General features: G+C 56.4%; 26 protein-coding genes. 6 read left to right on the forward strand and 20 right to left on the reverse strand.

Annotation, left to right across the window (positions count from 1 at the left end):
* The first annotated feature begins 77 nt into the window (after window positions 1–77).
* Genes C7445_RS00410 through C7445_RS00425 form a run of 4 tightly spaced genes read left to right on the forward strand, consistent with a single transcriptional unit; the run spans window position 78 to window position 4,558 of the window.
* Complete coding sequence (locus C7445_RS00410; RefSeq protein WP_134158085.1) at window positions 78–1,241, forward strand: mannosyltransferase family protein; 1,164 nt, start codon at window positions 78–80, stop codon at window positions 1,239–1,241.
* Between the two features lie 59 nt (window positions 1,242–1,300).
* Complete coding sequence (locus C7445_RS00415; RefSeq protein ID WP_243834849.1) at window positions 1,301–2,275, forward strand: AAA family ATPase; 975 nt, start codon at window positions 1,301–1,303, stop codon at window positions 2,273–2,275.
* Window positions 2,276–2,279: 4 nt separating this feature from the next.
* Entirely contained in the window at window positions 2,280–3,359 is a 1,080-nt protein-coding gene (locus C7445_RS00420) for a DUF58 domain-containing protein (protein ID WP_166668919.1), read from the forward strand.
* On the forward strand, window positions 3,356–4,558 hold the full coding sequence (locus C7445_RS00425; protein ID WP_134158087.1) for a hypothetical protein: 1,203 nt from the start codon (window positions 3,356–3,358) through the stop codon (window positions 4,556–4,558). Before C7445_RS00420 ends, C7445_RS00425 begins: the two co-directional genes overlap by 4 nt.
* Here C7445_RS00425 and C7445_RS00430 read toward each other — a convergent pair.
* Together C7445_RS00430 and C7445_RS00435 are read right to left on the reverse strand one after the other, a co-directional pair.
* Entirely contained in the window at window positions 4,534–5,532 is a 999-nt protein-coding gene (locus C7445_RS00430; RefSeq protein WP_134158088.1) for a type I phosphomannose isomerase catalytic subunit, read from the reverse strand. The two genes, C7445_RS00425 and C7445_RS00430, sit on opposite strands and share 25 nt — an antisense overlap.
* The gene (locus C7445_RS00435; protein ID WP_166668920.1) at window positions 5,520–6,524 is read right to left on the reverse strand and encodes a 2-hydroxyacid dehydrogenase; all 1,005 of its coding nucleotides are present in this window, start codon (window positions 6,522–6,524) and stop codon (window positions 5,520–5,522) included. Before C7445_RS00435 ends, C7445_RS00430 begins: the two co-directional genes overlap by 13 nt.
* Before the next feature lie 151 nt (window positions 6,525–6,675).
* Here C7445_RS00435 and C7445_RS00440 point away from each other — a divergent pair, with 151 nt between their 5' ends.
* Entirely contained in the window at window positions 6,676–7,143 is a 468-nt protein-coding gene (locus C7445_RS00440; RefSeq protein WP_243834850.1) for an anti-sigma factor family protein, read from the forward strand.
* 118 nt (window positions 7,144–7,261) lie between these two features.
* On the opposite strand, the gene C7445_RS00445 is transcribed toward C7445_RS00440, so the two are convergent.
* The 7 genes from C7445_RS00445 to C7445_RS00475 form a co-directional block, all read right to left on the reverse strand.
* Window positions 7,262–8,425, reverse strand: coding sequence for a Gfo/Idh/MocA family protein (locus C7445_RS00445; protein WP_134158091.1), 1,164 nt, complete (start codon window positions 8,423–8,425; stop codon window positions 7,262–7,264).
* 30 nt (window positions 8,426–8,455) lie between these two features.
* Entirely contained in the window at window positions 8,456–9,499 is a 1,044-nt protein-coding gene (locus C7445_RS00450; RefSeq protein ID WP_134158092.1) for a Gfo/Idh/MocA family protein, read from the reverse strand.
* Window positions 9,500–9,513: 14 nt separating this feature from the next.
* Complete coding sequence (locus C7445_RS00455) at window positions 9,514–10,482, reverse strand: sugar phosphate isomerase/epimerase family protein (RefSeq protein ID WP_134158093.1); 969 nt, start codon at window positions 10,480–10,482, stop codon at window positions 9,514–9,516.
* Window positions 10,483–10,519: 37 nt separating this feature from the next.
* Window positions 10,520–11,269, reverse strand: a complete 750-nt coding sequence (locus tag C7445_RS00460; RefSeq protein ID WP_134158094.1) for a sugar phosphate isomerase/epimerase family protein — start codon at window positions 11,267–11,269, stop codon at window positions 10,520–10,522.
* 1 nt (window position 11,270) lies between these two features.
* Window positions 11,271–12,113: a sugar phosphate isomerase/epimerase family protein gene (locus C7445_RS00465; protein ID WP_134158095.1), complete on the reverse strand. Its 843-nt coding sequence runs from the start codon at window positions 12,111–12,113 to the stop codon at window positions 11,271–11,273.
* The gene (locus C7445_RS00470; protein WP_134158096.1) at window positions 12,110–12,547 is read right to left on the reverse strand and encodes a VOC family protein; all 438 of its coding nucleotides are present in this window, start codon (window positions 12,545–12,547) and stop codon (window positions 12,110–12,112) included. The genes C7445_RS00465 and C7445_RS00470 overlap by 4 nt, the downstream gene beginning before the upstream one ends.
* Before the next feature lie 104 nt (window positions 12,548–12,651).
* Window positions 12,652–13,236: a CBO0543 family protein gene (locus tag C7445_RS00475; RefSeq protein ID WP_243834851.1), complete on the reverse strand. Its 585-nt coding sequence runs from the start codon at window positions 13,234–13,236 to the stop codon at window positions 12,652–12,654.
* Between the two features lie 241 nt (window positions 13,237–13,477).
* Here C7445_RS00475 and C7445_RS00480 point away from each other — a divergent pair, with 241 nt between their 5' ends.
* On the forward strand, window positions 13,478–14,071 hold the full coding sequence (locus tag C7445_RS00480; protein ID WP_134158097.1) for a YdeI/OmpD-associated family protein: 594 nt from the start codon (window positions 13,478–13,480) through the stop codon (window positions 14,069–14,071).
* A 53-nt stretch (window positions 14,072–14,124) separates the two neighbouring features.
* On the opposite strand, the gene C7445_RS00485 is transcribed toward C7445_RS00480, so the two are convergent.
* From C7445_RS00485 to C7445_RS00535, 11 genes are all read right to left on the reverse strand, one after another.
* Window positions 14,125–14,694: a manganese catalase family protein gene (locus C7445_RS00485; RefSeq protein ID WP_134158383.1), complete on the reverse strand. Its 570-nt coding sequence runs from the start codon at window positions 14,692–14,694 to the stop codon at window positions 14,125–14,127.
* Window positions 14,695–14,738: 44 nt separating this feature from the next.
* A complete protein-coding gene (locus tag C7445_RS00490) occupies window positions 14,739–15,014 on the reverse strand; it encodes a spore coat protein CotJB (protein WP_134158098.1) in 276 nt (91 codons plus the stop codon).
* Complete coding sequence (locus C7445_RS00495) at window positions 15,011–15,262, reverse strand: spore coat associated protein CotJA (protein ID WP_279586200.1); 252 nt, start codon at window positions 15,260–15,262, stop codon at window positions 15,011–15,013. Before C7445_RS00495 ends, C7445_RS00490 begins: the two co-directional genes overlap by 4 nt.
* A gap of 86 nt (window positions 15,263–15,348) precedes the next feature.
* Window positions 15,349–15,894, reverse strand: coding sequence for a divergent PAP2 family protein (locus C7445_RS00500; protein WP_243834881.1), 546 nt, complete (start codon window positions 15,892–15,894; stop codon window positions 15,349–15,351).
* Between the two features lie 28 nt (window positions 15,895–15,922).
* Complete coding sequence (locus C7445_RS00505; protein ID WP_243834852.1) at window positions 15,923–16,708, reverse strand: TrmH family RNA methyltransferase; 786 nt, start codon at window positions 16,706–16,708, stop codon at window positions 15,923–15,925.
* Between the two features lie 70 nt (window positions 16,709–16,778).
* The gene (gene rplT / locus C7445_RS00510) at window positions 16,779–17,138 is read right to left on the reverse strand and encodes a 50S ribosomal protein L20 (protein WP_040290619.1); all 360 of its coding nucleotides are present in this window, start codon (window positions 17,136–17,138) and stop codon (window positions 16,779–16,781) included.
* A gap of 73 nt (window positions 17,139–17,211) precedes the next feature.
* Entirely contained in the window at window positions 17,212–17,415 is a 204-nt protein-coding gene (gene rpmI / locus C7445_RS00515; protein WP_134158101.1) for a 50S ribosomal protein L35, read from the reverse strand.
* Between the two features lie 74 nt (window positions 17,416–17,489).
* Entirely contained in the window at window positions 17,490–18,011 is a 522-nt protein-coding gene (infC, locus tag C7445_RS00520) for a translation initiation factor IF-3 (RefSeq protein WP_074691198.1), read from the reverse strand.
* 247 nt (window positions 18,012–18,258) lie between these two features.
* On the reverse strand, window positions 18,259–20,205 hold the full coding sequence (thrS, locus tag C7445_RS00525; protein ID WP_134158102.1) for a threonine--tRNA ligase: 1,947 nt from the start codon (window positions 20,203–20,205) through the stop codon (window positions 18,259–18,261).
* Window positions 20,206–20,549: 344 nt separating this feature from the next.
* On the reverse strand, window positions 20,550–21,449 hold the full coding sequence (ytxC, locus tag C7445_RS00530; RefSeq protein WP_208320795.1) for a sporulation protein YtxC: 900 nt from the start codon (window positions 21,447–21,449) through the stop codon (window positions 20,550–20,552).
* Window positions 21,450–21,545: 96 nt separating this feature from the next.
* Window positions 21,546–23,372, reverse strand: a complete 1,827-nt coding sequence (locus C7445_RS00535; protein ID WP_166668922.1) for a M3 family metallopeptidase — start codon at window positions 23,370–23,372, stop codon at window positions 21,546–21,548.
* Window positions 23,373–23,382 lie beyond the last annotated feature (10 nt).

Below are 23,382 nucleotides of genomic sequence, written 5' to 3' on the forward strand. Positions count from 1 at the left end.
TCCGTTTTCTATGTATACCACACTCGGAATTTACACGCAAAACCTGAGACAGCCAACCGAGGGAACGGAGACAGACGATGTTCAAAAGCGCTCGCGTGCGCCATCTCGCCACAGCCGCCATCGCCCATTACGCCGTGATTTTCGCAGGCATCTTTGCGCCTGTCGGCGATGCCGCCAGCCGTATCCGGATGACGGGCACGTTTGCGGACAACTTCATCCAATGGGACAGTCAATGGTTCGTCGATATCGCCCGTTACGGGTATCTGCTGCCTATCACTGTACAAAAGACGTTTATTCCCACGGGTAACGCCGTTCCATTTACACCCGCCTTCAAAGGCGCGGCATTTTTGCCGGGGCTGCCTGCAGTCTTGCGCGTCCTGGGCCCCATTCTGGCGCTTGTGTTGGTCAATCTATTATTTTTGTGCGCTTTGGCCCTGATGTACAGAATCGTGGAGAACGAACGGCCGGCTCGAGCTTTTCCTGCGGTTCTGTTGTTCGCGGCCGGTCCATGTGCCATTATTTTCAGCTCTCTATATACCGAAACCTTCACGCTGTTTGCCATGCTACTTATCATGTTCGGCCTCCAGAGCCCGACATCCCCGCGGCATTACTGGATCGCGTGCATCGGTGCATGCATGGCGAGCGCATTTCACGATCTCGGCGCCTTCGCCGCGCTCTTTTCGATCCGCCTGTTTCGCCTGCGCATGCCTGTTCGCGGCTTGGGCTTTCTCGCATGCCTCGCGCTTGTACCAGCTTGTTATGAGTGGTATTTATGGAGTCATTTTCACACGCCATTCGCGCTGTTGACCGCAGAAGACAGTTGGCATCGGCACTGGAGTGCCCCACTGGTGAACGCGTTCGACGCCATCGCCCGCGGCCATTTTACCACCATCACGGCGATCACGCTTGCCTTCGCCTGCCTGGTGGCCGTTCAGGCATACGTCGCGCTCCGTTGCGATGTCCGCCTGTGGGCAACACCAAGTCAAGGCATCATCTGTAGTTTGGAAACATGCCTTTGGATGACGGCTATTCTTGTCTTGGGGCTGTGCGCCAACATGCCGAACAATCCGCTGGAAAGCGTGCTTCGCTTTTACGCTATCCTCTGGCCGGCGCTCCTCCCTGTTGCGCGCTGGCCACAGGCAGACCGCGCCACCCCCGTCTTTTGGCTGGCGCTCACCTCTTTTGCTGCGACCGCAACACTCGGATCGGCGCTGTTCAGCCACGGCTGGTTCTTCCAGTAGGACGTTTTGCGGTACAATGCAATGCAAGAGCTGTCGACTGCGGAAATGAGGGATTGGAAATGGCGGAACCCATGGAATGGAGAGCATCCTCCGAGGCGTTGCACAAGGAATTCAAGTCTGTGGTGGAAAGTCTCAGCCAGGTGGTCATCGGCCAACGTGAAGCGATTGAGCTCCTGCTCGCCGCATGCCTTGCGGGCGGACACGCGCTCCTAGAGGACGTCCCTGGCACCGGCAAGACAAGGCTGGCGTCCTCGCTTGCCGCGGCCTTAGGTCTGTCCTTTCATCGCGTCCAGGGCACACCGGATCTCCTGCCCGCAGACGTCGTCGGAACGACCATCTATCACCCGGCGGAAGAACAGTTCCGCTTTCACCCAGGCCCCATATTCACCAACGTTTTGCTGATGGACGAAATTAACCGCGCGACACCGCGGACGCAATCGGCATTGCTGGAGGCGATGGCGGAGGGACAGGTGTCGGCGGACGGTGAGACGATGCCTCTGCCGCAGCCATTTTTCGTGATCGCAACGGCCAATCCCGTCGAATCACAGGGCGTGTTCCCACTTCCGGAGGCTCAACTCGATCGGTTTCTCGTACAAATTCGCCTAGGCTATCTCGACGCCGATCTCGAAATGGCCATGGTCAAGCGCGTCGCGTTCGGTCACGATGCGCCCGCGGTGGAGATGCTCACACCCGCCAAGGTACTGGCTGCCCAGGACGCCGTCCGGCAGACCTATATCAGCGACGACGTGTTGCGCTACCTCATCGAACTGAGCCGCGCCACGCGTAACCACGATCAGATCATCCTAGGCGCAAGTCCGCGGGCCATCGTGTTGTTGACGCGACTGACACAGGCCATCGCATTTCTGGCAGGACGCTCATTCGTGACGCCAGATGACGTCCGTCGTGCGTTTCCACCTGTGATGTCACATCGCCTGCAGACCGATATCGGCTGGATGGACCGCAATGCCGTCGATCGCGTCCTTACCGAAATCGTCTCATCCGTACCGGTTCCTCACGAGCGGGAAGAAGGTTAACAGTATGCTTGCACTGTTGTGGATCCCGGTTCTTCTTATCCTCGCCGTATGGGTGTGGCCACGCGCCTTTACTGCAGGTGTGCATGGCAAAGTGGCATGTTCGCTCGCATGTCCCCGGCACGAGTGCGATATCGGCGAGCCCGTACAACTGCAGATCGCGCTTATCAATCGCTCGTTTTTACCCATTCCATTTGCGGAAATACGCGTCAGTCTGCCGCCTCCATTGTCGTTTGACGCCACGATGGAAAAGAGCCGGATGACATTCGGGACGTACATCCTTTCGCGCAGCCGGATCGATATAGCCATCACGGTGTATGGACAGCGCCGCGGCCCCGCGACCGTCGCCGACGTGGCCATCCAAATGCACGAAGGTTTTGGCATCAGCAAGGTGTACGTAAGCCCGCCAGAACCGGTGCGCATTGCAGTCCGGCCCAACCCACTGCCGCTGCCGGGGCTACGGCCGCCGATCGCGATGCAGGGTAGGCACCCTCTCGAACGCCCGTTATTTCCGGACGAGACCCTCATTAAGGGTGTCCGCCCCTACGAACATCGCGATCCGGCACATGCCATTCACTGGCGCGCCAGCGCTCGGCTCGGCCAACTCGTTTCCAAACAATACTTCAGCGCAACCGAGCCCAACACGGCCATCGTGCTGAACGCCCAAACGGGCGATCCGTTTTGGATGAGTGTCCATGGCGACACATTTGAGCCACTCTGCGGCCACGCGCTGCAAGCAGCACGAGAAGTCGACCGCGCAGGCGGACGCATCCTATTTGCCACCAACGCCGCCTGCGGCGCCCGGACGCGGCTCGTCGTCGATACCATGCCGGTCTTGCGAATCGCGTCGCTCCTAGCACACGCGCAACCATTAGCGGCGGCGGACTTCGGCGAACTGCTGCGCGCTTTGGCTTCGCGGCGAGCCGATGTGCCAGATCAAATCCTCGTCCTGAGCGCGTACGAATCTCCCGTCCACACTCATCTGCTGGAGCAGTTACGCAGGCAAGGCAAGCGCGTCGAGGTTGTCCGCGCTCCATTGGAGCAAGCGACCCCGCACGGGGAGAGGGAAGAGGTGAGTGGAAAGTGAACAGTGCTCCAGGAGGTCAGGTCGTACATCTCGATCATGGGGGTTACTTGCCCTGGCCGAGCGTTTCGCGCGGACTGCGCATGGCTGTAGGTGTGCTCAACGGATGCGCAGGAACCCTGTTCGCAGCGACACTGGCCTGGGATCACAAGTCGGCGACGCCCGCCGTGTTCTTTGCATGGCTAGCGTGTACGGCCGCAAGTCTGGCGACCGCGACTCTGATGAGCAAGCTGCGGCCGCCTGTGAGCTTGCTCATTGGCCTTACCGCAGCCGCCGTTCTTTCTGCCGTGCCGTTTGTCACCATACGTGCAGGTGCCGGATGGATGGCCGCGACGATACTTTCTGCCTTGCTCGCAGCGGGTCTGAATCTGACCTATGTGTTTGAGGGAGACGCCGTACACGCCGGTGCCCGCAATCTGCGATGGATCACAGGCATCTCGGCATTTGGGGTCATTTTCTACGCCCTTGTTCAGGCGCGCGAGCCGGCGGCACGCCATGCCGGCGCGATCGCGTTTACTTTGGTTTTCACCGTTGGCTTGGTCATCGCCCAGGTGGCGATCATCCGCCGAGCCCAGGCGGAGGCGACACAGCTTTCGCAACACGCGATCCTGTATGCGCCGCTGGCACTTGTCGAACTTCCGCGCACACTCAAGTATCTGCGTCCTATGGTGCGTTACTGGCTGACAGGGTTGGCCATCGCACTTGGCATGCTTGGGCTGGCTTCCCTGCTCATGCACTTTGTCAGCCACCTACACCTTGCCGGACGCAGCTCGCCAGCCGTGCCTAAGCCCCCGCTTCACAGCCAGTTGCCGCGGCCTGTTTCACCCGTGCACGCATGGACCGGCGGTACATCGTGGCTGATCTGGGGTACAGTGTCCATTTGCGCAGCGATCGCCATTCTCTGGCTGTTGCACCAACAAAGGCGACTTGTCAGCGACATTGGCGAACCGAACGCCGCCGTGGTCACAATTGTCCGCCGCCCGGCAGAGGAACGATTCCGCTTGCGCACAACAGAGAACGAAACGCGAAAAGAGTTCCAGGCGCGTCTACGAACCTGGCACACGCACGGACATACCATCGGGCTAGCCGAAACGCCGCGGGCGTTTGAGCAACGGTTGCCAGCCGATGAGCGGCTGGCAACCGATGCCGAGCTGTTGCGGCGATACGAAAACATACGTTACGGGCGGCCGCCCGAACCGTAAAATGTCCGGATCGCAAGGAAATGCTCTGCGCCAAGCAGCGTGTAGCCGTTGATGTCAGACGGAATCAACACCGTGTCGCCCGGGGCAAGAGGCATCGCGTGCTCGCCGCTGTCGTTCCCCGGGTCAAAGCGAAGTTCGCCCGTTCCCTCGACCGCGATCACAACATCTGGATTACCGGACACACCATGCGTAAGCCAGGCAGAGCGCCCGCGCAATTGCACGCGATCAATGGTGAAATACGGGCATGCGGCCAGCCTGGTCAACGTCAAACCTGCTTCCTCCTGCAGCGTTTGAGGTTGCGGCATCGGCTGCGCAGCCCCTCCGTATACGATGATGTCGGCCGCCTTGTCGACGTGCAGTTCGCGAGATTTCCCGTTTTCGTCCACGCGATCCCAGTCATACACACGATACGTGACATCGGAAGTCTGCTGAATCTCGAGGACCTTGGTGCCGGCTAACAGCGCGTGCAACGTGCGAGCCGGGACAAACACCAGATCTCCCTGCTGAATCGGCTGATAGGTCAGATAGTCGCGTACCTTTCCTTCGGCAACCGCACGCAGATACGTCTCGCGATCGGGGAACGTGTGTCCATAATTCACCGTTCCATCCGGCTTTGCATCAAGCACGTACCACGCCTCAGTCTTTCCGAAATCGCCTTCGTGCTCCCTGGCGTATTCGTCATCGGGGTGAATTTGCACAGACAAATCGCTCTCTGCCTCTAAATATTTGATGAGGAGGGGAAACCGCCCTTGCGGAGAGTGCCCCAGGTACGCTGTCGGGTACTCTTTCGTGAGTTCCGCCAGTGTCCGTCCTGCAAACGGACCATCCGCGACAACACTCATGCCGTTTGGATGCCCAGACAGCACCCAGTACTCTCCGATAGGGTCGTCCACTTGTACCCCAAACATCGATTTCAACGCGTGCCCGCCCCAGATGCGCGGCATCGCCACAGGCGTGAATTTCACTGGCCACATGACTGCGATAACTCCTTTGCGAGATCCTGAAGCTCTGGCACGATTTTAGCATCCTCCATACGCCCTTCGATCACGGCGATCAAGTTGTCGATGGCCAGTTGACGCATCGCATCCCGCGTCGCGTGCGTCGCGGAGCCGATGTGCGGCAATGCAACGACGTTTTGTAGTTTGAGCAGTGGATGATCTTGTGGTATCGGCTCCTGCTCAAAGACGTCGAGCCCTGCAGCCCGGATGCGTCCGCTCGTGAGCGCCTCGTATAACGCGCTCTCGTCGACCGTTTTGCCGCGAGAAATGTTGATGAAGATGGCGGAGGGCTGCATCTTGGCAAACATCTCGCGGTTCATCAAGCCAACCGTGTCTTTCGTGAGCGGCGTGAGCAAAACGACGAAATCGGATGCCGCGAGCAAATCGGGCAGGTCGAGATACACGGCCTGCAGTTCCCGCTCTACATCTTCGTGGCGGGAGCGACTGTGGTAGAGGACGTTCATGCCAAAACCGAGGCGTGCTCGCCGTGCCACGGCATGGCCAATCCGCCCCATACCGACGATACCCAGTGTCCGGTGATGGACGTCGACACCGTAGAGCGCCTCGTCGTCACCCCGTTGCCAATGTCCCTGCCGCACATAGTTATCCAGTTCCACGACCCTCCGGGCCGCTGCGAGGACGAGAGCAAAAGCGAGATCGGCCACCGTTTCGTCGAGGACACCTGGCGTGTGTGTTCCTAGCACGCGGTGTTTGCGCATGGCTGGGATGTCGAAGTGATCGTAACCGACTGAAGACGTGCTGACCACGCGCAGACGGGGCGCAGACGCGAGCAATGTCTCGTCGACACGTGTGCCGCTCGTGAGAAGGGCGTCCACGTCGGCAATGGCATCGAATAGGAACGACTTGGGCAGGAGGCCTTCGCCCTCCCAACAGACGACATCACCTGCGGCAGCGAGCCTGGCCTTTTCGGCAGCACGAAGCGGTTTCGTCGACAGTATACGAACCACATACATCCCCCCACATATACTCTTCTCAATGCCACTCTACACCTTCCCACAAGGTGAAGAAAGGGGCTTCTCAACAGTCGCTTTTCGTGGTTTACTGAGACCAATGGCAGTGTCGGGACGTTGTACACATTTTGAAGAAGGTGGGAATCGGTTGGACAACCCATCCATCTGTTCGTTGTGTGTCGATTATGCGTTGGGAGAATTGTCGGATGAACTTCTGAAAAAGCGGTTTGAGCGTCATCTTGGGCATTGCCACACTTGCCAGCGCGACGTACTTGAATACCTAGAGTTGATTGACATGTTCGAACCTCGGCCGGAAGCGGAGATGCGTGATCAAAAACAGCGGAAATTGGCAGACGTCATACCATTCCCTCGCCCCTGGCGAAATGACATCCGCACTCGCGCGGTCAGATACGCCCGGCGCAGACATCTCACGGCGTTGACACTGTCGGCTGCGCTTTTACTGATGAGCTTTTTGAGCATCACTGGAGATCACGGCAAGTACAGCCGAGCCATCGGCTTTGCCACATGGCATCGCATCTCGCATGTGTCGCGCTCGCTCATGGCAAAGGGCGAACAGCTGACAGACAAAATTCACATCAAGCGCGGCTTGCTTTAAAAAAGAGTCAATCGACGTGTGTCGATTGACTCTTTTTACAATTCCACATTTCACACCAGCATGTTAACCAGCAACACACCGTCCGCAAGCTGCGGATAAGCTTCGCTGAGCACCCGCCTTAACGATATATAACAGTTTCCCACTGTTTGCTCGCAGCCGCTCGCTCCACAGCGTCAAGAACACATTGGTTGCGAACTCCATCTTCGAAATCCGGCTTGCAGGGTGAACCATCTTCCAGGCTTCTGAAGAACGTGGCAAACAGGTTCATGAACGTATGCTCATAACCGATGATGTGACCGGCTGGCCAATACCTGTCTGCAAACGGGTGAACCGGCTCTGTGCAGTTGATGGTGCGGAAACCCTGCATCCCGCGTTCATCGTCCTCCAGGTACACCTGCAAGTTATTCATATTCTCCAAGTCCCAACGCAGGGAGCCCCGCTCACCGTTGATTTCAAACCGATTCCCATTGCGGTTCCCGGCCGCAAAGCGGGTCGCCTCGAACACACCAAGCGCCCCGTTTTCAAAATGCGCAAGAAATGCGACCGCATCATCGACGTCCACTTCACCCGTCCGTGAGTGATCCGCTTTTGCTTCCAAGCCGCCCGACATCTCACCAAGCGGCCGCTCTTTGATAAACGTCTCCATCGTTGCGGCGAGATCACGTACCTCTCCTACCAAAAAGCGGGCAAGATCTAGGATGTGTGCCCCAATATCGCCAAGCGCACCTGATCCCGTGACCTCCTTGCGCAAGCGCCACACGAGCGGGAAGTTTGGATCCATGATCCAATCCTGCAAATACTCGGCCCGGATGTGATAAATTCTGCCGAGCCGCCCCTCTTCAATGAGCCGCTTGGCGTACTGCACCGCCGGTGCATAGCGATAATTATGACACACCAGGGCACGCACACCGTTTGCCGCAGCAGCCTCACGCATCCGAACCGCCTCGTCGACCGTCATCGCCAAGGGTTTCTCGCAGATTACGTGCTTCCCTGCTTGTACCGCCGCAATCGCCATCTCCGCATGAGCGACGTTCGGCGTCACGATGTCGATCACGTCGATGTCATCCCGCTCGATAAGCCGCCGCCAGTCGGTCTCAAACGAGGCGAAACCATACTGGGCAGCCGCTTGCCGCACCGCCTCTTCGTTGCGCCCCGCGATTGCCTGCAACACAGGCGTCACAGGCAAGTCGAAGAAAAAGTCGAGATCGCGAAAGGCGTGGCTGTGTGCCTTGCCCATAAACTGATAGCCAATCATGCCGATCCTAAGAGCACGTTTCGACATGTCGATCCTCCTTCACACCGCACATGCCCATTAGAGCCGCACGGCTTCTCCGAGTTCAGCGGATCGATACAGGCCATTTAGAATCCGCTGCAATTTCACGCCTTGTTCCGGCGTCGAAAGCGGTGGTTCACCACCCAGACAAGCGTCGACAAACCGTTTGATCTCCCGTTCATACGGCGAAATTTCCGGGAGGTAAGCTGGGCTGACGTCGATGAGCGCACCGTGCTTTTCCTGGTAAATCTCCAACGGGAACACGTTGGCTCCACCCGCGTCACCCATCAGCTTGACGTTCATCTCATCGCGAATTTTGACGTTTGCAGCAAATGCCGATTCCAGGACGAGTGTCGCGCCGTTGTCGAACTGGATGAAGCCGCGCGCCATATCCTCGACGGTAAAGTTTTCATAGTCCCAGTCACCGAGCAAGCCAACGCCCTTACGGGTGCCCAATTTCTGATATGTCGCGCCAAAGACCATCGTCGGCTCTGGATAGCCCATCAAGAATAGCGCCGCGTCGAGCATATGGCAGCCGATATCGATGAGTGGACCACCGCCTTGGAGCGCCTTGTTCGTGAACACACCCCAACCCGGAATACCACGCCGACGCACGGCAATCGCTGTTGCGGCGTAGATATCGCCGAGCTCCCCGGCGTCGATGAAACGCTTCAATGTGTCGACTTCTTTCGAATGGCGATAGTGAAACCCATACGAGAGGAATTTCCCTGCCCGCTTCGCCGTATCGGCCATCGCTTCAGCCTCTTCCACCGTCATCGCTGGCGGTTTTTCACACAAGACGTGACAACCCGCATTCAGCGCCGCGATCGTCGCGTCCTTGTGGAACTTGTTCGGCGTGCATACACTCACGACGTCGAGCTTGGTGCCTGCCAACATCTCGTCGACCGTGTGATACACGTTCGAGATCGAAAACTTTTCTGCGACTTCCTGTGCCTTTTCAAAGGCGACGTCACAAATCGCCGCAATTTCCACCTTGTCGCCACATTTCAGGTAGTTGGGAATGTGCACCTGTTGTGCGATCCCGCCAGCACCCACAATACCTACACGCAATGTCTCCGCCATCGAAAAGCTCCTCCTTATGCCCACCACATCTGTTGAAGTTTTTCACGAATGATCAGCGGCTTCAAAAAGTCGACCGCCTTTTGGAATCCTTCTTCAATCGACATCAGGCTGTCCTCATGTTCAATGGAGACGGCACCTTCATAGCCCGCAAGCTGCAAGGCGCTGATGATGTCAACCCAGGTCTGGCTGTCATGGCCATAGCCCACCGTGCGGAAAATCCATGAGCGATCCCGCTCTTTCGCATACGGCTTCGTGTCGAGCACACCGTTGGTTGCCGTGTTGTGGCGATGAAAGCCGGTATCCTTGGCATGCACATGGAAAATCGCCTGATGTTGCGCAAGCGCATAAATCGCCTCCACCGGATCAATACCTTGCCAGAACATGTGACTCGGATCGAAATTCACGCCAATCTGCTCGCCGGCGGCCTGACGCAGGCGAATCATCGTCTCTGCGTTGTAGACGACAAAGCCTGGATGTGCTTCGATTGCGACGCGAACCCCGCGCTCTTTCAGGAATGCGTTCATCTCCGTCCAGTACGGGATGACCTTCTCATTCCACTGCCACTCGAGTACCTGCGAAAACTCCTCCGGCCAAGGGCAGGTGACCCACACCGGGTTTTGCGAGTGTTCCGACTCACCCGGGCAACCTGAGAAGGTGTTGACCGTATCGACGCCAAGTAACGCGGCCAATTCGATGGTTTCACGCAGCTCGCGCTGTGCCAGTTCGCGCTTCGCCGCGTTCGGATGCAACGGGTTGCAGTGGCAACTGAGCGCACTGATGGAAAGTCCCCGAGACGAAATTTCATCCAAAAATGCCTTGCGCTTCTCTGCGCTCGCCAAAAGCCCTTCGCGATCACAATGCGCTCCGCCTGGATAACCGCCTGTCCCGATCTCGACCGTATCCACGCCGGCCTTGGCAACGTGATCGAGCATCTCGGAAAACGGCATGTTTCCAAACAAGACCGTAAAAATGCCAAGTTTCATACGCATCCTCCTTCTTGTATTCAATGGATTCTCATGGTTACGCTTTCGCTCGAGACTGTAAAAACGCGAGGGACGATTGAATCGCCGCAAGCGGATCCCCTGGGCATACGTCTTGTTCGACGATATAGTAGCGAACACCTGCCGCTTCAGCCGCTGCGATGATGGCAGACCAATCGAGCACACCGGATCCGACCTCAGCGAAAGCCCCCGTTTCACCGTCTGCGTCCTTCATGTGCAACAAATCGGCACGCCCTGCATAACGGTTGAGATAATCAACTGGGTTGTACCCAGCTTTGTGCGCCCAATACACATCCAGCTCCATTTGGACCCCATCTGCGGCAAGTCCGCTCAATAATGAATCGAGTGCGGTTTTACCATCGAATTTCTGAAACTCAAAATCGTGATTATGGTAAGCCAAACGAAGACCGGCCTCTTGCAGTGTCGAAGCCGCGTTATGCAAAATGGCAAACAATGCGTCGTAGTCCGCCTTCGTTTGCCGGCGTTCCGGCGGCAGCCACGGGCAAACGACATAGTCAAGGCCAAGCTGCTTCGCCTCTTCGATCACCTTGTCCAACTCAGATTCCAAACGGACAAGCGGAACGTGGCAGGACACGGCGCGGATACCCAACTCGTCGAGCAAATCACGCAACTGAGCAGCCGTATAGCCACCATAGGTATGCAGTTCGACGACGCGATAACCGATCTCGCGAACCTTTTTCAAGGTACCTGCAAAGTCCGCCGCGAGCAAATCGCGCAATGTGTACATTTGAAGTCCGATTTCAGCCAACTTAACAATCTCCTTTCGCGTTTGCAATCATCTCTATAAGGCGGTCATACGCAGTCTGTGCGCGTTGCTCACTCGTTCCGGCAAGCGGCTCCTGATGCAACACTTCGGCTGATACCGGCCCGCGATATCCTGCTTCATAGAGAGCCTGCAGGAATGGAACGAGTGGAATGCGCCCCTCGCCGGGCAGCAGCCGCTTCTGATCATGCGCCAGAGAAGGCTCTTCCACGGCGTCATTGACATGGACATGCACAATCTGCTCCGGTTTCAAGAGAGCGAGGTCGTCCGTCGACTCTTCGGCCGTATACCAATGGAAGCTGTCGAGCAAGTAACCGACGTTGGGTGCGCCGACGGCTTCCAGAAAAACAGCTAGATCCGCGAGATTCTGGATGAACGGATATGCCTTGTTCCGCAAGTGATGCGGGCCGACATATTCCAAGCCCAAACGCACGCCGTGCGGCATTAAAGTGACCGCACATTGCCGCAGGCGACGGGCCAGGCGCGCAGCATACGGAACCGGCCGCTCATCGATCGACGGCCAGAGAAATGTGGTACAGCGAACGGCACCCACGCGCACAGCGAAAGCCGCCCGTTCTGACAGCAGAGCGAGATCGCGCACATAGTCAGCCTCATCAGCGTAGAGGTTGACGGGCAAGCCAAAACTTGCAAGTTGAAGACGACGCGATTGAAACATGTCTTCGACGCGAGATGCTCCTCGTTTCTCCGCTTCCTGTTGAATCCAGTGAAGTGGCACGTCCACCCATTCATAACCGCAATGTGCCGCCAAGTCCAAATAAGCTTCCAACTCATTCATTTCGACAAGCGACGGATGTAGACACGGTTTCATACTTGAACCTCACCTGCCAACGCCGCACGAGCAGCGGCCTGCGGAGATGTGGGATCGAGTTGCATGAATTCGATAGGATTGCCATCCGGATCATGCGACCAGCACTGCCAGTTCCTATCTAGGCCCTGCTTTGGTTCGACATCCAGTGGTGCGCCTTGATCGCGCAACGCCTGTGCAACGACATGGATATCGTCGACTTCAAAGCAGAGGTGTGCAAACCCGACGCGATTCGGCGCCGAAGGCGTTTTCAATGTACCGCCATAAAACAACTCAATAAAGCGTCCATCGGGACTGCGCAAATAGACAATCCATGGCGTGCCGTCTTCGCGATGAATGTCAAACGCCCGATGACAACCGAGAACATCGCAATAAAAGTGCAACGATGTCTCCATATCTGCAACCGTCAACGCCACGTGTCCGATTCCTTGAATCATGGCCTGCCTCCTCGGACTCCTCTTCGAGCGGGCAGTCCTAAGATTCCCTCAAAGGTTGCTGCCGCCTACATCACATTGAAACATATAACCGAGGCAAGTGGCCATCACCTATGTGGTCGTCTCATTGCTGATCTGGCTGCGACCGATCGGGATTTCTCCTCAATCGAAAGCAATCGTTGAACCCCCCACTTCGCCCCGCTCGCCAATAGAACATAGATGGGAATGGAATATAAAGGACTCCAATCGTACGACTGATAGATGTCCGCCCATGTGAAAAGCGGTTCGACACACGAAGCCAAGATTCCAAGGATGGCGACAACAGACACAAACCTCGACCAGGTCGGGCACAGCTGATATACGAGCGTGAACACGACCGGGATAATGGACAGGTCGATGGGCAACAAGGGAGGATACATGAACCAGACGAGTCGTTGGCGATAGCCCCACAACGCCAAACTGGTACCGATCACGTCGAGAATGCTCGCCGTGATTCCGATACATGACGCATACACGAGCATTTCAAACAAACGCCGGGTATCCACAAAACGAATCCACACCAGCCACGGCACCAAGAGCAATACAACGGACAGCCACCATTGCCAGCGAAACAGTTCGTGACTTACCCAATGCTCGTACAGCAAGTGCGACAAAGCTTTGCGGGTCGTTTCAACATCGGCAAAGGAAGGCACCTGTTTTGAACTCCTTTTCGTTTCGATCTCGATTGTATTATGCCCAATTTTCCATTCTCACCGTTGCCGTCTTGCGTAAGCTATCTGACCGGTTCCACAGGAAATCCGTTTGCCGAGTCTTGCTTGAACACTGGACATCGAAAGTGCCGATACCGAGTCTTGTCCGGACACCCAGCCATTCAGTATCATGAAACCACGCAAATATGTCCTTGAGCACATGAAATATAAGGAGAGTCAGACGATGGCGGCACACGTCACCCATCCCAAGGTCGATGCCTTTTTTCGAGAGCTAACAACATGGAAAGAAGAATTTACCGCTATGCGGTCCCTTGCCCTCGATTGTGGTCTAACAGAAGAGCTCAAATGGGGATGGCCTTGCTATACGGCACAAGGGAAAAATATTGTTCTCATACATGGGTTTAAGGAGTATTGTGCGCTTTTGTTTTTTAAGGGGGCTCTGCTGGCGGATCCCAAGCAGATTCTTGTCCAACAAACCGAAAACGTGCAATCGACGCGGCAAGTTCGGTTTACGACTGTTCAAGATATCCTAGCCATGGAAAACGTGCTCAAAGAGTACATCCAAAGCGCCATTGCCGTCGAACAGGCCGGCCTGAAAATCGAACGCAAGCACACAGATGACTTCCCAATTCCAGAGGAACTGCAAGTCAAGTTTGCCGAAATACCTGAGCTGAAGGACGCGTTTGGAAATCTTACACCCGGTCGCCAGCGTGCGTATCTCCTGTATTTTGCACAGCCCAAACAGACAAAGACGCGCAGCGCCAGGATCGACAAGTATATGGACAAAATCCTGCAGGGCAAGGGCATGAACGATTGAACAGAAACGCATGCGCCGCCCCTGCGCCTGCTGCATCTGGGGCGGCTCACTCGTTAAAACACCTTCTTCGTATGATTGTACTCCTTCAAAATTTCGACTGCTTCGCGGAACCTGAGTGAGTGGACCACTTCTCGCTCCCGCAAAAATCGCAAACTGTCTACGATATCCGGATCGTCCGTGTTATCGATGATCCACTGATATGTCGCGCGCGCCTTTTCTTCGGCAGCGATATCCTCGTACAGATCGGCGATTGGATCGCCTTTAGCCTGGATGTATGTTGCCGTCCACGGATTCCCTGCGGCGTCGTGGTAAAACAGCGCATGACTGTGATTGACATAGTGATCGGCCAATCCTGCCGCCCGCAATTGCTCCGGTGTAGCATCTTTCGTCAACTTATAGACCATTGTCGCAATCATCTCGAGATGAGCAAATTCCTCCGTACCGATGTCTGTCAGCAGCCCGATGACCTTGTCTGGAATTGAATAGCGTTGATTGAGATACCGGAGCGCCGCAGATAATTCACCGTCCGCACCACCGTATTGCTCGATGAGCATTTTCGCGAGTCTCGGATCGCACTTGCTTACACGGACGGGATACTGAAGTTTTTTTTCATAGATCCAGATGGCCTTCACCCCCTAGGTTGTGGCCTGTGCCATTTCGACACGGATTAGACCTGCCATGGCCAAGGAGTCTGCGACCACGTCCACTTGTTGCCGCTGATGGGACTGACCCCAAATTCATACAAGGGTCCGAATGCAGCTTCAAACTGTGTCATCAGATTGTGCTTTCGCTTCTGAAACTGAGTGAACTGCGCAAGGGCCTGCTCATCGTCCGGATGCGTGTCGAGATACAACGTCAACTCGCAGAGGACAAAATCAATGGACTGCAACTCGTGAAGGTATTGGTAATAGGCTTTGGGCATTTGTGACGGTGTCTCGCTCATTCGGCTTCGCCTCCCCGCGCCTCTGGTGGATACGGGCTGAAGTATTCGGGCCACAACGTTCCCTTGCGAAGCGCCTCGTGTGGAGCAAACTGTTTGCGAGCACTGGTTTGAAACGGCTGTAATACATTAGGAGGAACATTGAAGTATCTTGTACGGGGTGGGCATGGATCAAACGGACTGTGGTAGGATCGATAGACGCGCCACTGTGACGGCGTTCTTTCCACGGTGGACAAATCCCCTCCTGTCATGGCGTGTTCAGCCAATCTATATGCAGATGGGATAACGAAAAGTCCACCGTTTCGACGAGATTTTCACGCCAACGACAACGCCTCGCTCAACCATGCAGCGCGATCGCGACGATCACGCCAACGACAATGCCGCCAAGGATCTCAATCGGTTTGTGGCCCACCTGCTCATTCAACACAGGCCAATCGATCAGCCACCAAGGCACCTTGACCACCGACAAAGGGCGAATACCAGCCACCCGCTCACCTGGGCTGGGCTTGTGTAGCGCATCGCGCGGGTGTTGCTCCCCGCCTTCACCGTTGTGTTCGAGCAGATGTTGTCCGCGGAGATCGCGCAATAGACGATTGAGCACAGCAGCTTGCCGCCCCGTTTGCCAGCGCACGCCGGCCGCATCGTACATCACGACGGCTGCAACAAAGAAGCCAATCCCCAAAACAGGGTCAGATCCTCCCGAGTGCATCCAAAGTTCAGCAGCGAGTGCGATCACGGCTGCTGTATGGGAACTTGGCATACCGCCCGAATTTCGTACCTGTCGCCAATCCCAAGTCCGCATCTGGATCATGATAAACACCGGCTTCAACAATTGGGCGACAATCATCGCCACGAGCGGCGCGGCCCACATGTCTGACCACACGTGCAGCAAGCCATAACGCTCCTTTCTACTAGCGATTTCCATCGACACTTTGCCGAAACGATTCGTACAAAAGGACGCTGCCAGCGACGGCGGCGTTCAAACTTTCTGCTTCTCCAGCCATCGGGATCGCAGTCATCATGTCGGCGAGATGGCGAACTTCCACGCTGACCCCCTGTGCCTCACTGCCAATCACGACCAGCAGATCGCCAGACAGATTCGCCTCGTAGCACGGATCTGATCCCTCTGCCGCCGCAACAGCCACACGACCTGTTGGGTGCAAACGGCGCCAACGTTCGATGAAGGTGACACTGTCCTCGGTATACAGGTCAAGTCGAAACATGCCGCCCATGGAGGCGCGTACCACCTTTGGCGCGAATGGATCGACAGTTTGACTGCCGCAACAAACTGCCGTGTATCCAAATGCCTCCGCTGTGCGCAACAGCGTGCCGACATTGCCCGGATCCTGGATGCCATCCAAAAGGACGCAACGCGCCCCGATGGTCGGAGCCGGATGAGGTATGTGGGCGACGGCAATCACCCCTTGCGGCGTCGTCGTATCGGCAACGGCAGCAAACGCGTTGGGCGAGAGTTCAAACCACTTGTTCAACGTTTTCGGGTGTTCCCTCAGTTCGAAAGGAACTTCGTCCGATCCGGTATCCCATAGCAAGGCATCCACTTCATACGCACTGTTGAGCAATTCGGCGACCAATCGCTTCCCCTCGGCGAGAAAGCGCCCTTGTTTCAGGCGGCCTTTCTTGGTCTTCAATTGGCTCCAGGCTCGTACGCGCTCATTATGTATCGATTCGATATACACGCCGTCACCGCCTTCCGTCCGGATCGCAAATGAGAAAAAGACCCGGTCGCCAGCGACCGGGACTCTGCCATCAGGCGTTCAGCTTTTCGCGTGCCACGTTGACCAATTGCGTAAATGCGGCGCCGTCCGTCACAGCCAGATCAGCGAGCATCTTGCGGTTTACCTCGATGCCGGCAAGCTTCAAGCCGTACATGAACTTGTTGTAAGACAATCCGTTCGATCTCGCTGCTGCATTGATGCGCTGAATCCAGAGACGGCGGAAGTCGCGCTTGCGAACCCGACGGTCGCGATACGCGTACATCAGCGACTTCATAACCTGCTGTTTGGCCGTACGGAACAGCGTATGTTTGGAACCGCGATAACCGCGGGCAAGCTTCAAAATCTTCTTGTGGCGACGACGCGTCACCTTACCACTTTTCACACGTGCCATAGTTGCAAATCCTCCTCAGTTGGATCGCCCGCTCATGACGAGCCAGGCGCTGGTACGTTCAGTGCTCCGGAAATTATTTATAAGCGACCAACTGCTTGATGCGCTTGACGTCACTCGGCGAGACCAGCGTGGTACCGCGCAGGCGGCGTTTGCGTCCCGGTGCCTTGTGTTCAGCCTTGTGGTATGCGAACGCGTGCGGACGCTTCAGCTTGCCAGACGCCGTCCGCTTGACGCGCTTCTTGAGACCGCTGTGCGACTTCATCTTTACCTTCGCCATATCGTTTCTGTCCTCCAATATTGATTAGCCGGCATCCCGGCAGATCTTTTCGTATCTTCGCAACAGTGCAGAGGTCAAGCACTCGGCTGTCGCGGGGCGAGGATCATCACCATGTGGCGGCCTTCCAGCTTCGGCATGCGCTCGACAATCGCCTGCTCTTCCGCTGATTTGGCCAACCGCAGCAACAATTCTTGACCGAGATTTTGGTGCGTGATCTCCCGTCCACGAAAACGAACGGACACCTTGACCTTCGAACCCTCTTTCAAGAACTTGATGACGTTCTTCAATTTGACGTTCAAATCGTGTTCGTCAATATTGGGCGTCATCCGGACCTCTTTGAGCAGAACAACTTTTTGGTTCTTACGGGATTCCTTTTCCTTCTTACTCTGCTCGTACTTGAACTTACCGTAGTCCATAATGCGGCAAACAGGCGGTTTCGCGTTGGGCGCAACATTGACCAAGTCCAAGTTTCGTTCTTCAGCCAGCCGCAGTGCATCGCGCAAAGGCATAATACCCAACTGCTGGTTTTCGGCGTCAACGACACGCACTTCGCGAGCGCGAATACCTTCGTTTACCTGATACCCTTCTTTGCTAATCTGGTGTCACCTCCATGAAATCCGACCCAAACCGCAACACAAAAGCGCAGGCACATGTGCCTGCGCTCCCTAGATGACCGTGTATCACGCGCGTACCTATCGATTTCATGCGATATCGATAAGATTCGCGATGTCTAGGAACCTGTCAGCATACGCCAATCAGGTGAGAAGCGGCAGGCTTCTGCTTAGTCAGCTTCGTACAATAACATGCCTATTCTAGCCAATATGTTTTTGAAAGTCAAGGTTCTTACGGGTCAACCAACAGCTCCTTGGCGTCGACCTCAGCACGCAAGCGCGCCGCGAACGCGTCAATGGCCATCTGACCCTGATCCCCAGCTTGATACTTGCGCACGGAGACCGTGCCCTCTTGTAACTCGCGTTGGCCAACGACGAGCGTATAAGGGATTTTGTGTATCTGCGCCTGACGGATCTTGTAGCCAATCTTGTCCGGGCGGACGTCCGCTTCGACACGCAAGCCTGCCTGGCGCAATCTATCCGCAACTTCTTCAGCATATGCAGCAAAGTCGTCTGCCACGGATGCCACAACGGCCTGCGTCGGGGCCAACCAAGCCGGGAAAGCGCCCTTGTACTGCTCAATTAAGAACGCTGTAAAACGCTCCATCGTGCCCACGACTCCCCGGTGAATGACGACGGGACGATGGCGTTCACCATCCTCGCCGACATACTCCAAATTGAATCGGTTAGGCAAGTGAAAATCGAGTTGAACCGTAGACAGCGTCTCATCCTTGCCCAGCGCGGTACGCACCTGAACATCCAATTTCGGACCATAGAACGCCGCTTCGCCGGGTGCCTCGACGAATTCGAGACCCAGTTCCTCCATCGCCTGCCGCAGCATACCCTGCGCCAGCTCCCACATCTCGTCGTTTTGAACGTACTTTTCGGTATTGGCGGGATCGCGATAACTCAAGCGGTGGTAGTAATCGCGGATGCCAAAATCCTTGTACACGCGCTCGATCAGCCGGACAACGCGGGTGAATTCGCTCTGAATTTGGTCTGGACGGCAGAAGATGTGCGCGTCGTTCAAGGTCATTGCACGCACTCGCTGAAGGCCGGCAAGCGCTCCAGACATCTCGTACCTATGCATCATACCCAGCTCAGCTATGCGAATGGGCAGTTCACGGTAGCTGCGCAGATGGTTTTTATACACCATCATGTGATGCGGACAGTTCATCGGGCGCAACACGAGCTCTTCATTGTCCATCTGCATAGGTGGATACATGTCTTCGTGGTAATGCTCCCAGTGGCCCGAGATCTTGTACAACTCCACACTCGCTAGGTGCGGCGTGTAGACGTGCTGATATCCAAGCGATTCCTCGAGATCGACGATATAGCGCTCAATCGTGCGCCGGATCTTTGCGCCATTCGGCAGCCAAAGCGGCAGACCCTGCCCAACCTCTGGCGACAGCATAAAAATGTCGAGTTCCTTGCCCAAGCGACGGTGATCGCGTTCGCGTGCCTCTTGCTGAAGGCGATTGTACTCGTCGAGATCGGACTTCTTCGCAAACGCCACAGCGTACAGGCGCGTCAGCATCTCGCGATCCGAATCCCCCCGCCAGTACGCACCAGCCAGGTTACCCAGTTGGAACACTTTGATCCGGCCAGTGGACGGAAGATGAGGACCACGACAAAGATCGACGAACTCGGCCTGGCGATAGATGGTCAACGTCGTCTCGGCGGGCAAATCGCGGATGATCTCGACCTTAAACCGATCCTCGCGTGCCTCAAACATCTGTAAGGCATCTTCCCGCGAAATGACCTCGCGAACGACCGGATAGTCCGCATCAATGATTTTCTGCATCTCTTGTGCGATGAGCGGCAGGTCTTCCGGTGTGAAGTCGTGATCGGCAAAATCGTAATAAAAGCCGTTTTCGATCACGGGCCCTATGGCGAACTTGGTGCCTGGAAACAACCGCGCGACTGCCTGCGCCATGACATGCGCACACGTATGCCGCATCACGTCGACACCTTCCGGATCTTTTAACGTCAACAGCTCCACTTGTGCGCCGTCGGCGATTTCACGAGCGAGATCGACAACTTGTCCATCCGCCTTCGCCGCCACAGCCTCCTTGGCCAGGCGCGCGCTAATGGCGGCGGCAAGATCCGCATACGTGCTGCCAGCAGGCATGCTTCTTTCCGATCCATCTTTCAACCGAATGACGATGTCCTGTGCCACTATTCGTTCTCCCTTCTGACCTTCATTGGCGAAACGACAAAAAACGCCGTCACCCCTATGGGACGACGACGTCAGTCTCGTGTTTCCACCCAACTTCCCTCTGTTCTGCACGTCAGCAACAGAGGCTCTAAGCCATAACGCGGCTACACGGTCCACGTTGCGACCCGTGAACTGCTTGGAAAGTGGTGTCTTTCACGCAACCATGGAGAACATTTACAGCCTCGATGTCCTCTCTCTGCACACGGCTTCATGCGTCAAAGCGCGTCTTTCCGCATCGCATGTTTTCATGGCAAAGGGTCGCATGCGACCCTTTGTTCTATCATGGACAGTACGATACAAACCGTTTAGATGTCAAGACCTTGCCCTTCCGCCGTCCCGTCGCTCCAGGTCAGATCCAGCGCTCCGTCGTCACCACGTAGCCGTTGCGCCTCGTGCAGCCGGCAGGCGATACAGCCTAGGCACGGTGTCACGCGCTCGCGGAAGACGCGCCGGATTGTCTCCGCAAAGCTTGGCCAGGGTGCCTCGGGATACAGATCGTGCAAAACGATGCGACATGGCGAGCGCGTGATCAAAATGCTCATGGCCAAATCCTCGCTGTCGACGTCCGACTCGTCCGCCAATGCGGCTGCCAACACTTCCTCATCGCGAACCAATTCGCCTTCGGCGTCGGTCATCCAGATTCTTTCCGGAGCGCAGAATACGTGCAACTCGCGCTGCACAATCGGTTGTTCATGGAGCATATAGCGCAACATCCGGAGAGATTCTTCATACTCGTCTTCCAGTCGCAACTGCCGCATGCGCCTCTCCACTTCGGCCGAGAGGGCTGTCACGAGCGGCCGCATGCGAAAACGGGCAAATGCAGGCAAGGACAGCCAATTCTCGTGCTCCATCCAGGCGCACAGATCTGAAGCCACCTTGGTCTCCCAAGTATCTAGGTCAAAGCCTGCAAAGCGCGCCTTGGCCACGCGTAAGTCATGCAGCTGAATTAGCACCGTGTACTCAATCTCGTCACCTGTCCACGCGGGCTCGCTTTGCTGCACGCGAACGACGAGTTGGCGATACAGCCAATCGCGCAACAAAGCCCCCGCCAAGATGGATGCAACAAGTGTTTTTCGATCCGGCGGGCATTCACACCCGACATACACCACCTCACCGCTCCACCAGCGGACGGTGCTCACACAGGATGCGAGTTTTTCACATAACGATTCGACGTCCATGCCTGGAGCCCATTCAAAGACATACAACGCTGTCGCCCCCAATGCACTTCCATACAAATCCAGACGATTCCAGTATGGAACTGGGGGCATTCGACTATACACAGCGGCCAAGCGCGGTGCAACTCAGGCGTCCGCGAACACGGCCTCCAGTTCATCGATAATTGCGCCTACGTGGCGGATCGCCTGCCGGTACGGCTCCGGTGTGTCCATATCGAGCCCAACGGCTCGAAACAGTTCAAGCGGCGACTTGCCTGCACCATGAGACAGGACGCGGATCCAGTCATCGACAAGCGCTGTCTCACCTGCAGCCAATCGCTCGGCCAGAATGGTGGACGCGGTTAAGCCGACGGCATAGGTGTACGGATAGAGTCCCATGTAATAATGCGGCTGGCGCATCCAGTACAAATCGGCTCCTTCGTCGAGATCGATTTCTCCTCCCCAGAACTCAGCCAGCACCTGCCGCGACGTCTGGCGGAACACCTCTGTCGACAAAGGCTCTCCCTGATCGGCCAAACGATACAGTCGCCGTAAAATCTCTGCCTCAGTCTGGTGGGTTACAAAATCGTGATGGAACGTGAACATCTGCATCATCCGCACCTGCGCACGACGCATGGAGTCGGCTGCGGTCGCAATGAGCCTGTTTGCAATCATGTGCTCCATCAACGTCGATGGCGTCTCAATGAACAGACAGGAAAACGCGAGGTTGGTCGGCAGCTCAGAGGCACATGCCAACGACAGGTGTACCGCGTGCCCAAGTTCGTGCCCTAAAACGAACACGTCGTACATGCCACCGCCAAATGGCGAAAATACGTACGGGTGAACCGAACTCTCCCCACAAAACGCCCCGTTCCAGTTGCCGGCGTTGCGTGCCCAATAAATCCAGCGTTCGCGAAACGCCCGTTCCAACATTTCGCTGTAGACCGAGCCAAGCGGCCGGGCCGCGTCGAGAATGAGCGATCGCGCTTGTGTAAACGACATCGCGGCGCCGGACAGCGGCACAAGCGGCGCCTTCGTGTCGCATAACAGCGGCCGTTCGAGTCCCAGCACGCGCTTACGCAACCGCATATACCGCCGCATATGCGGCGCCAGTTCGTTAAACATCACGTCCTGGACCATGAAATAATGCTCGGGATCGACCTGGTTGGCCGAAATGGTCCCGCCCATGTCGGCCATCTGCAGCATGTGAAAGACACTTTTGTACTTGCGCAAGCGCGCGGCCGCGACGTCGCCCTGAATCTTTCCGGCGAGCGCACGCGCAAGCGTGTGTTGATACGGCCGCAAACCGTCAATCACGCTGTGATACGCCTCATGGCGCAACTTCGTGTCTGCCGATGTTTCAATGTTCATCAACAGCGCGAACGGCGTGATAGCGACTTCATGGCCAGAACTGTCGTGAGCGGTTCGAAATCGCATATCAGCACCTGTCGCCGCCTCATAGACGCCGCTTGGTACACCCACACTCCCTGCTAGCGCGGCGAGCGCGCGCTCCGCGTCGTCGTGCAATGTGTGTGCTCGTTCTTCTTCCAGTCGCCTCAGATACGTTGCATATGCCGCAATCTCAGCATGTTGGCGCCATGCTGCCAACGTGCTCGCTGGCAAGCGACGGATAGCTGCCCTCAGATGTTCGGAAGCTTCGCCGCATCGCTGCGAGGCCAACCGGGCTTTGCCGATCAGGGTTTGCGCTTCGTTGTTCGTCGCATCTTCGGCAAAGCGGGACATGGCGTAACGCTCAACATCCATACACAGTCTGCGCAACTCATCGTGTAAGCGCAGGCAAGCGGCAAGCTCCTCTGGATCTGCCCACGATTCAGCGGACGTTCGTTGAATCAATTGCTCAGCGAGTGTTCGAATGCGTTCGACCGTCGCTTCCCAAGCCTCAACGTCGGCAAACAGCGGACGCAAGTCCCAAGTCTCCAGCTCCGGCACGTCGCTCCGTGAACGCAAAGACATTTCTCTCGCC

Source organism: Alicyclobacillus sacchari (genome assembly GCF_004366795.1).
GTDB classification, from domain to species: Bacteria; Bacillota; Bacilli; order Alicyclobacillales; family Alicyclobacillaceae; genus Alicyclobacillus; species Alicyclobacillus sacchari.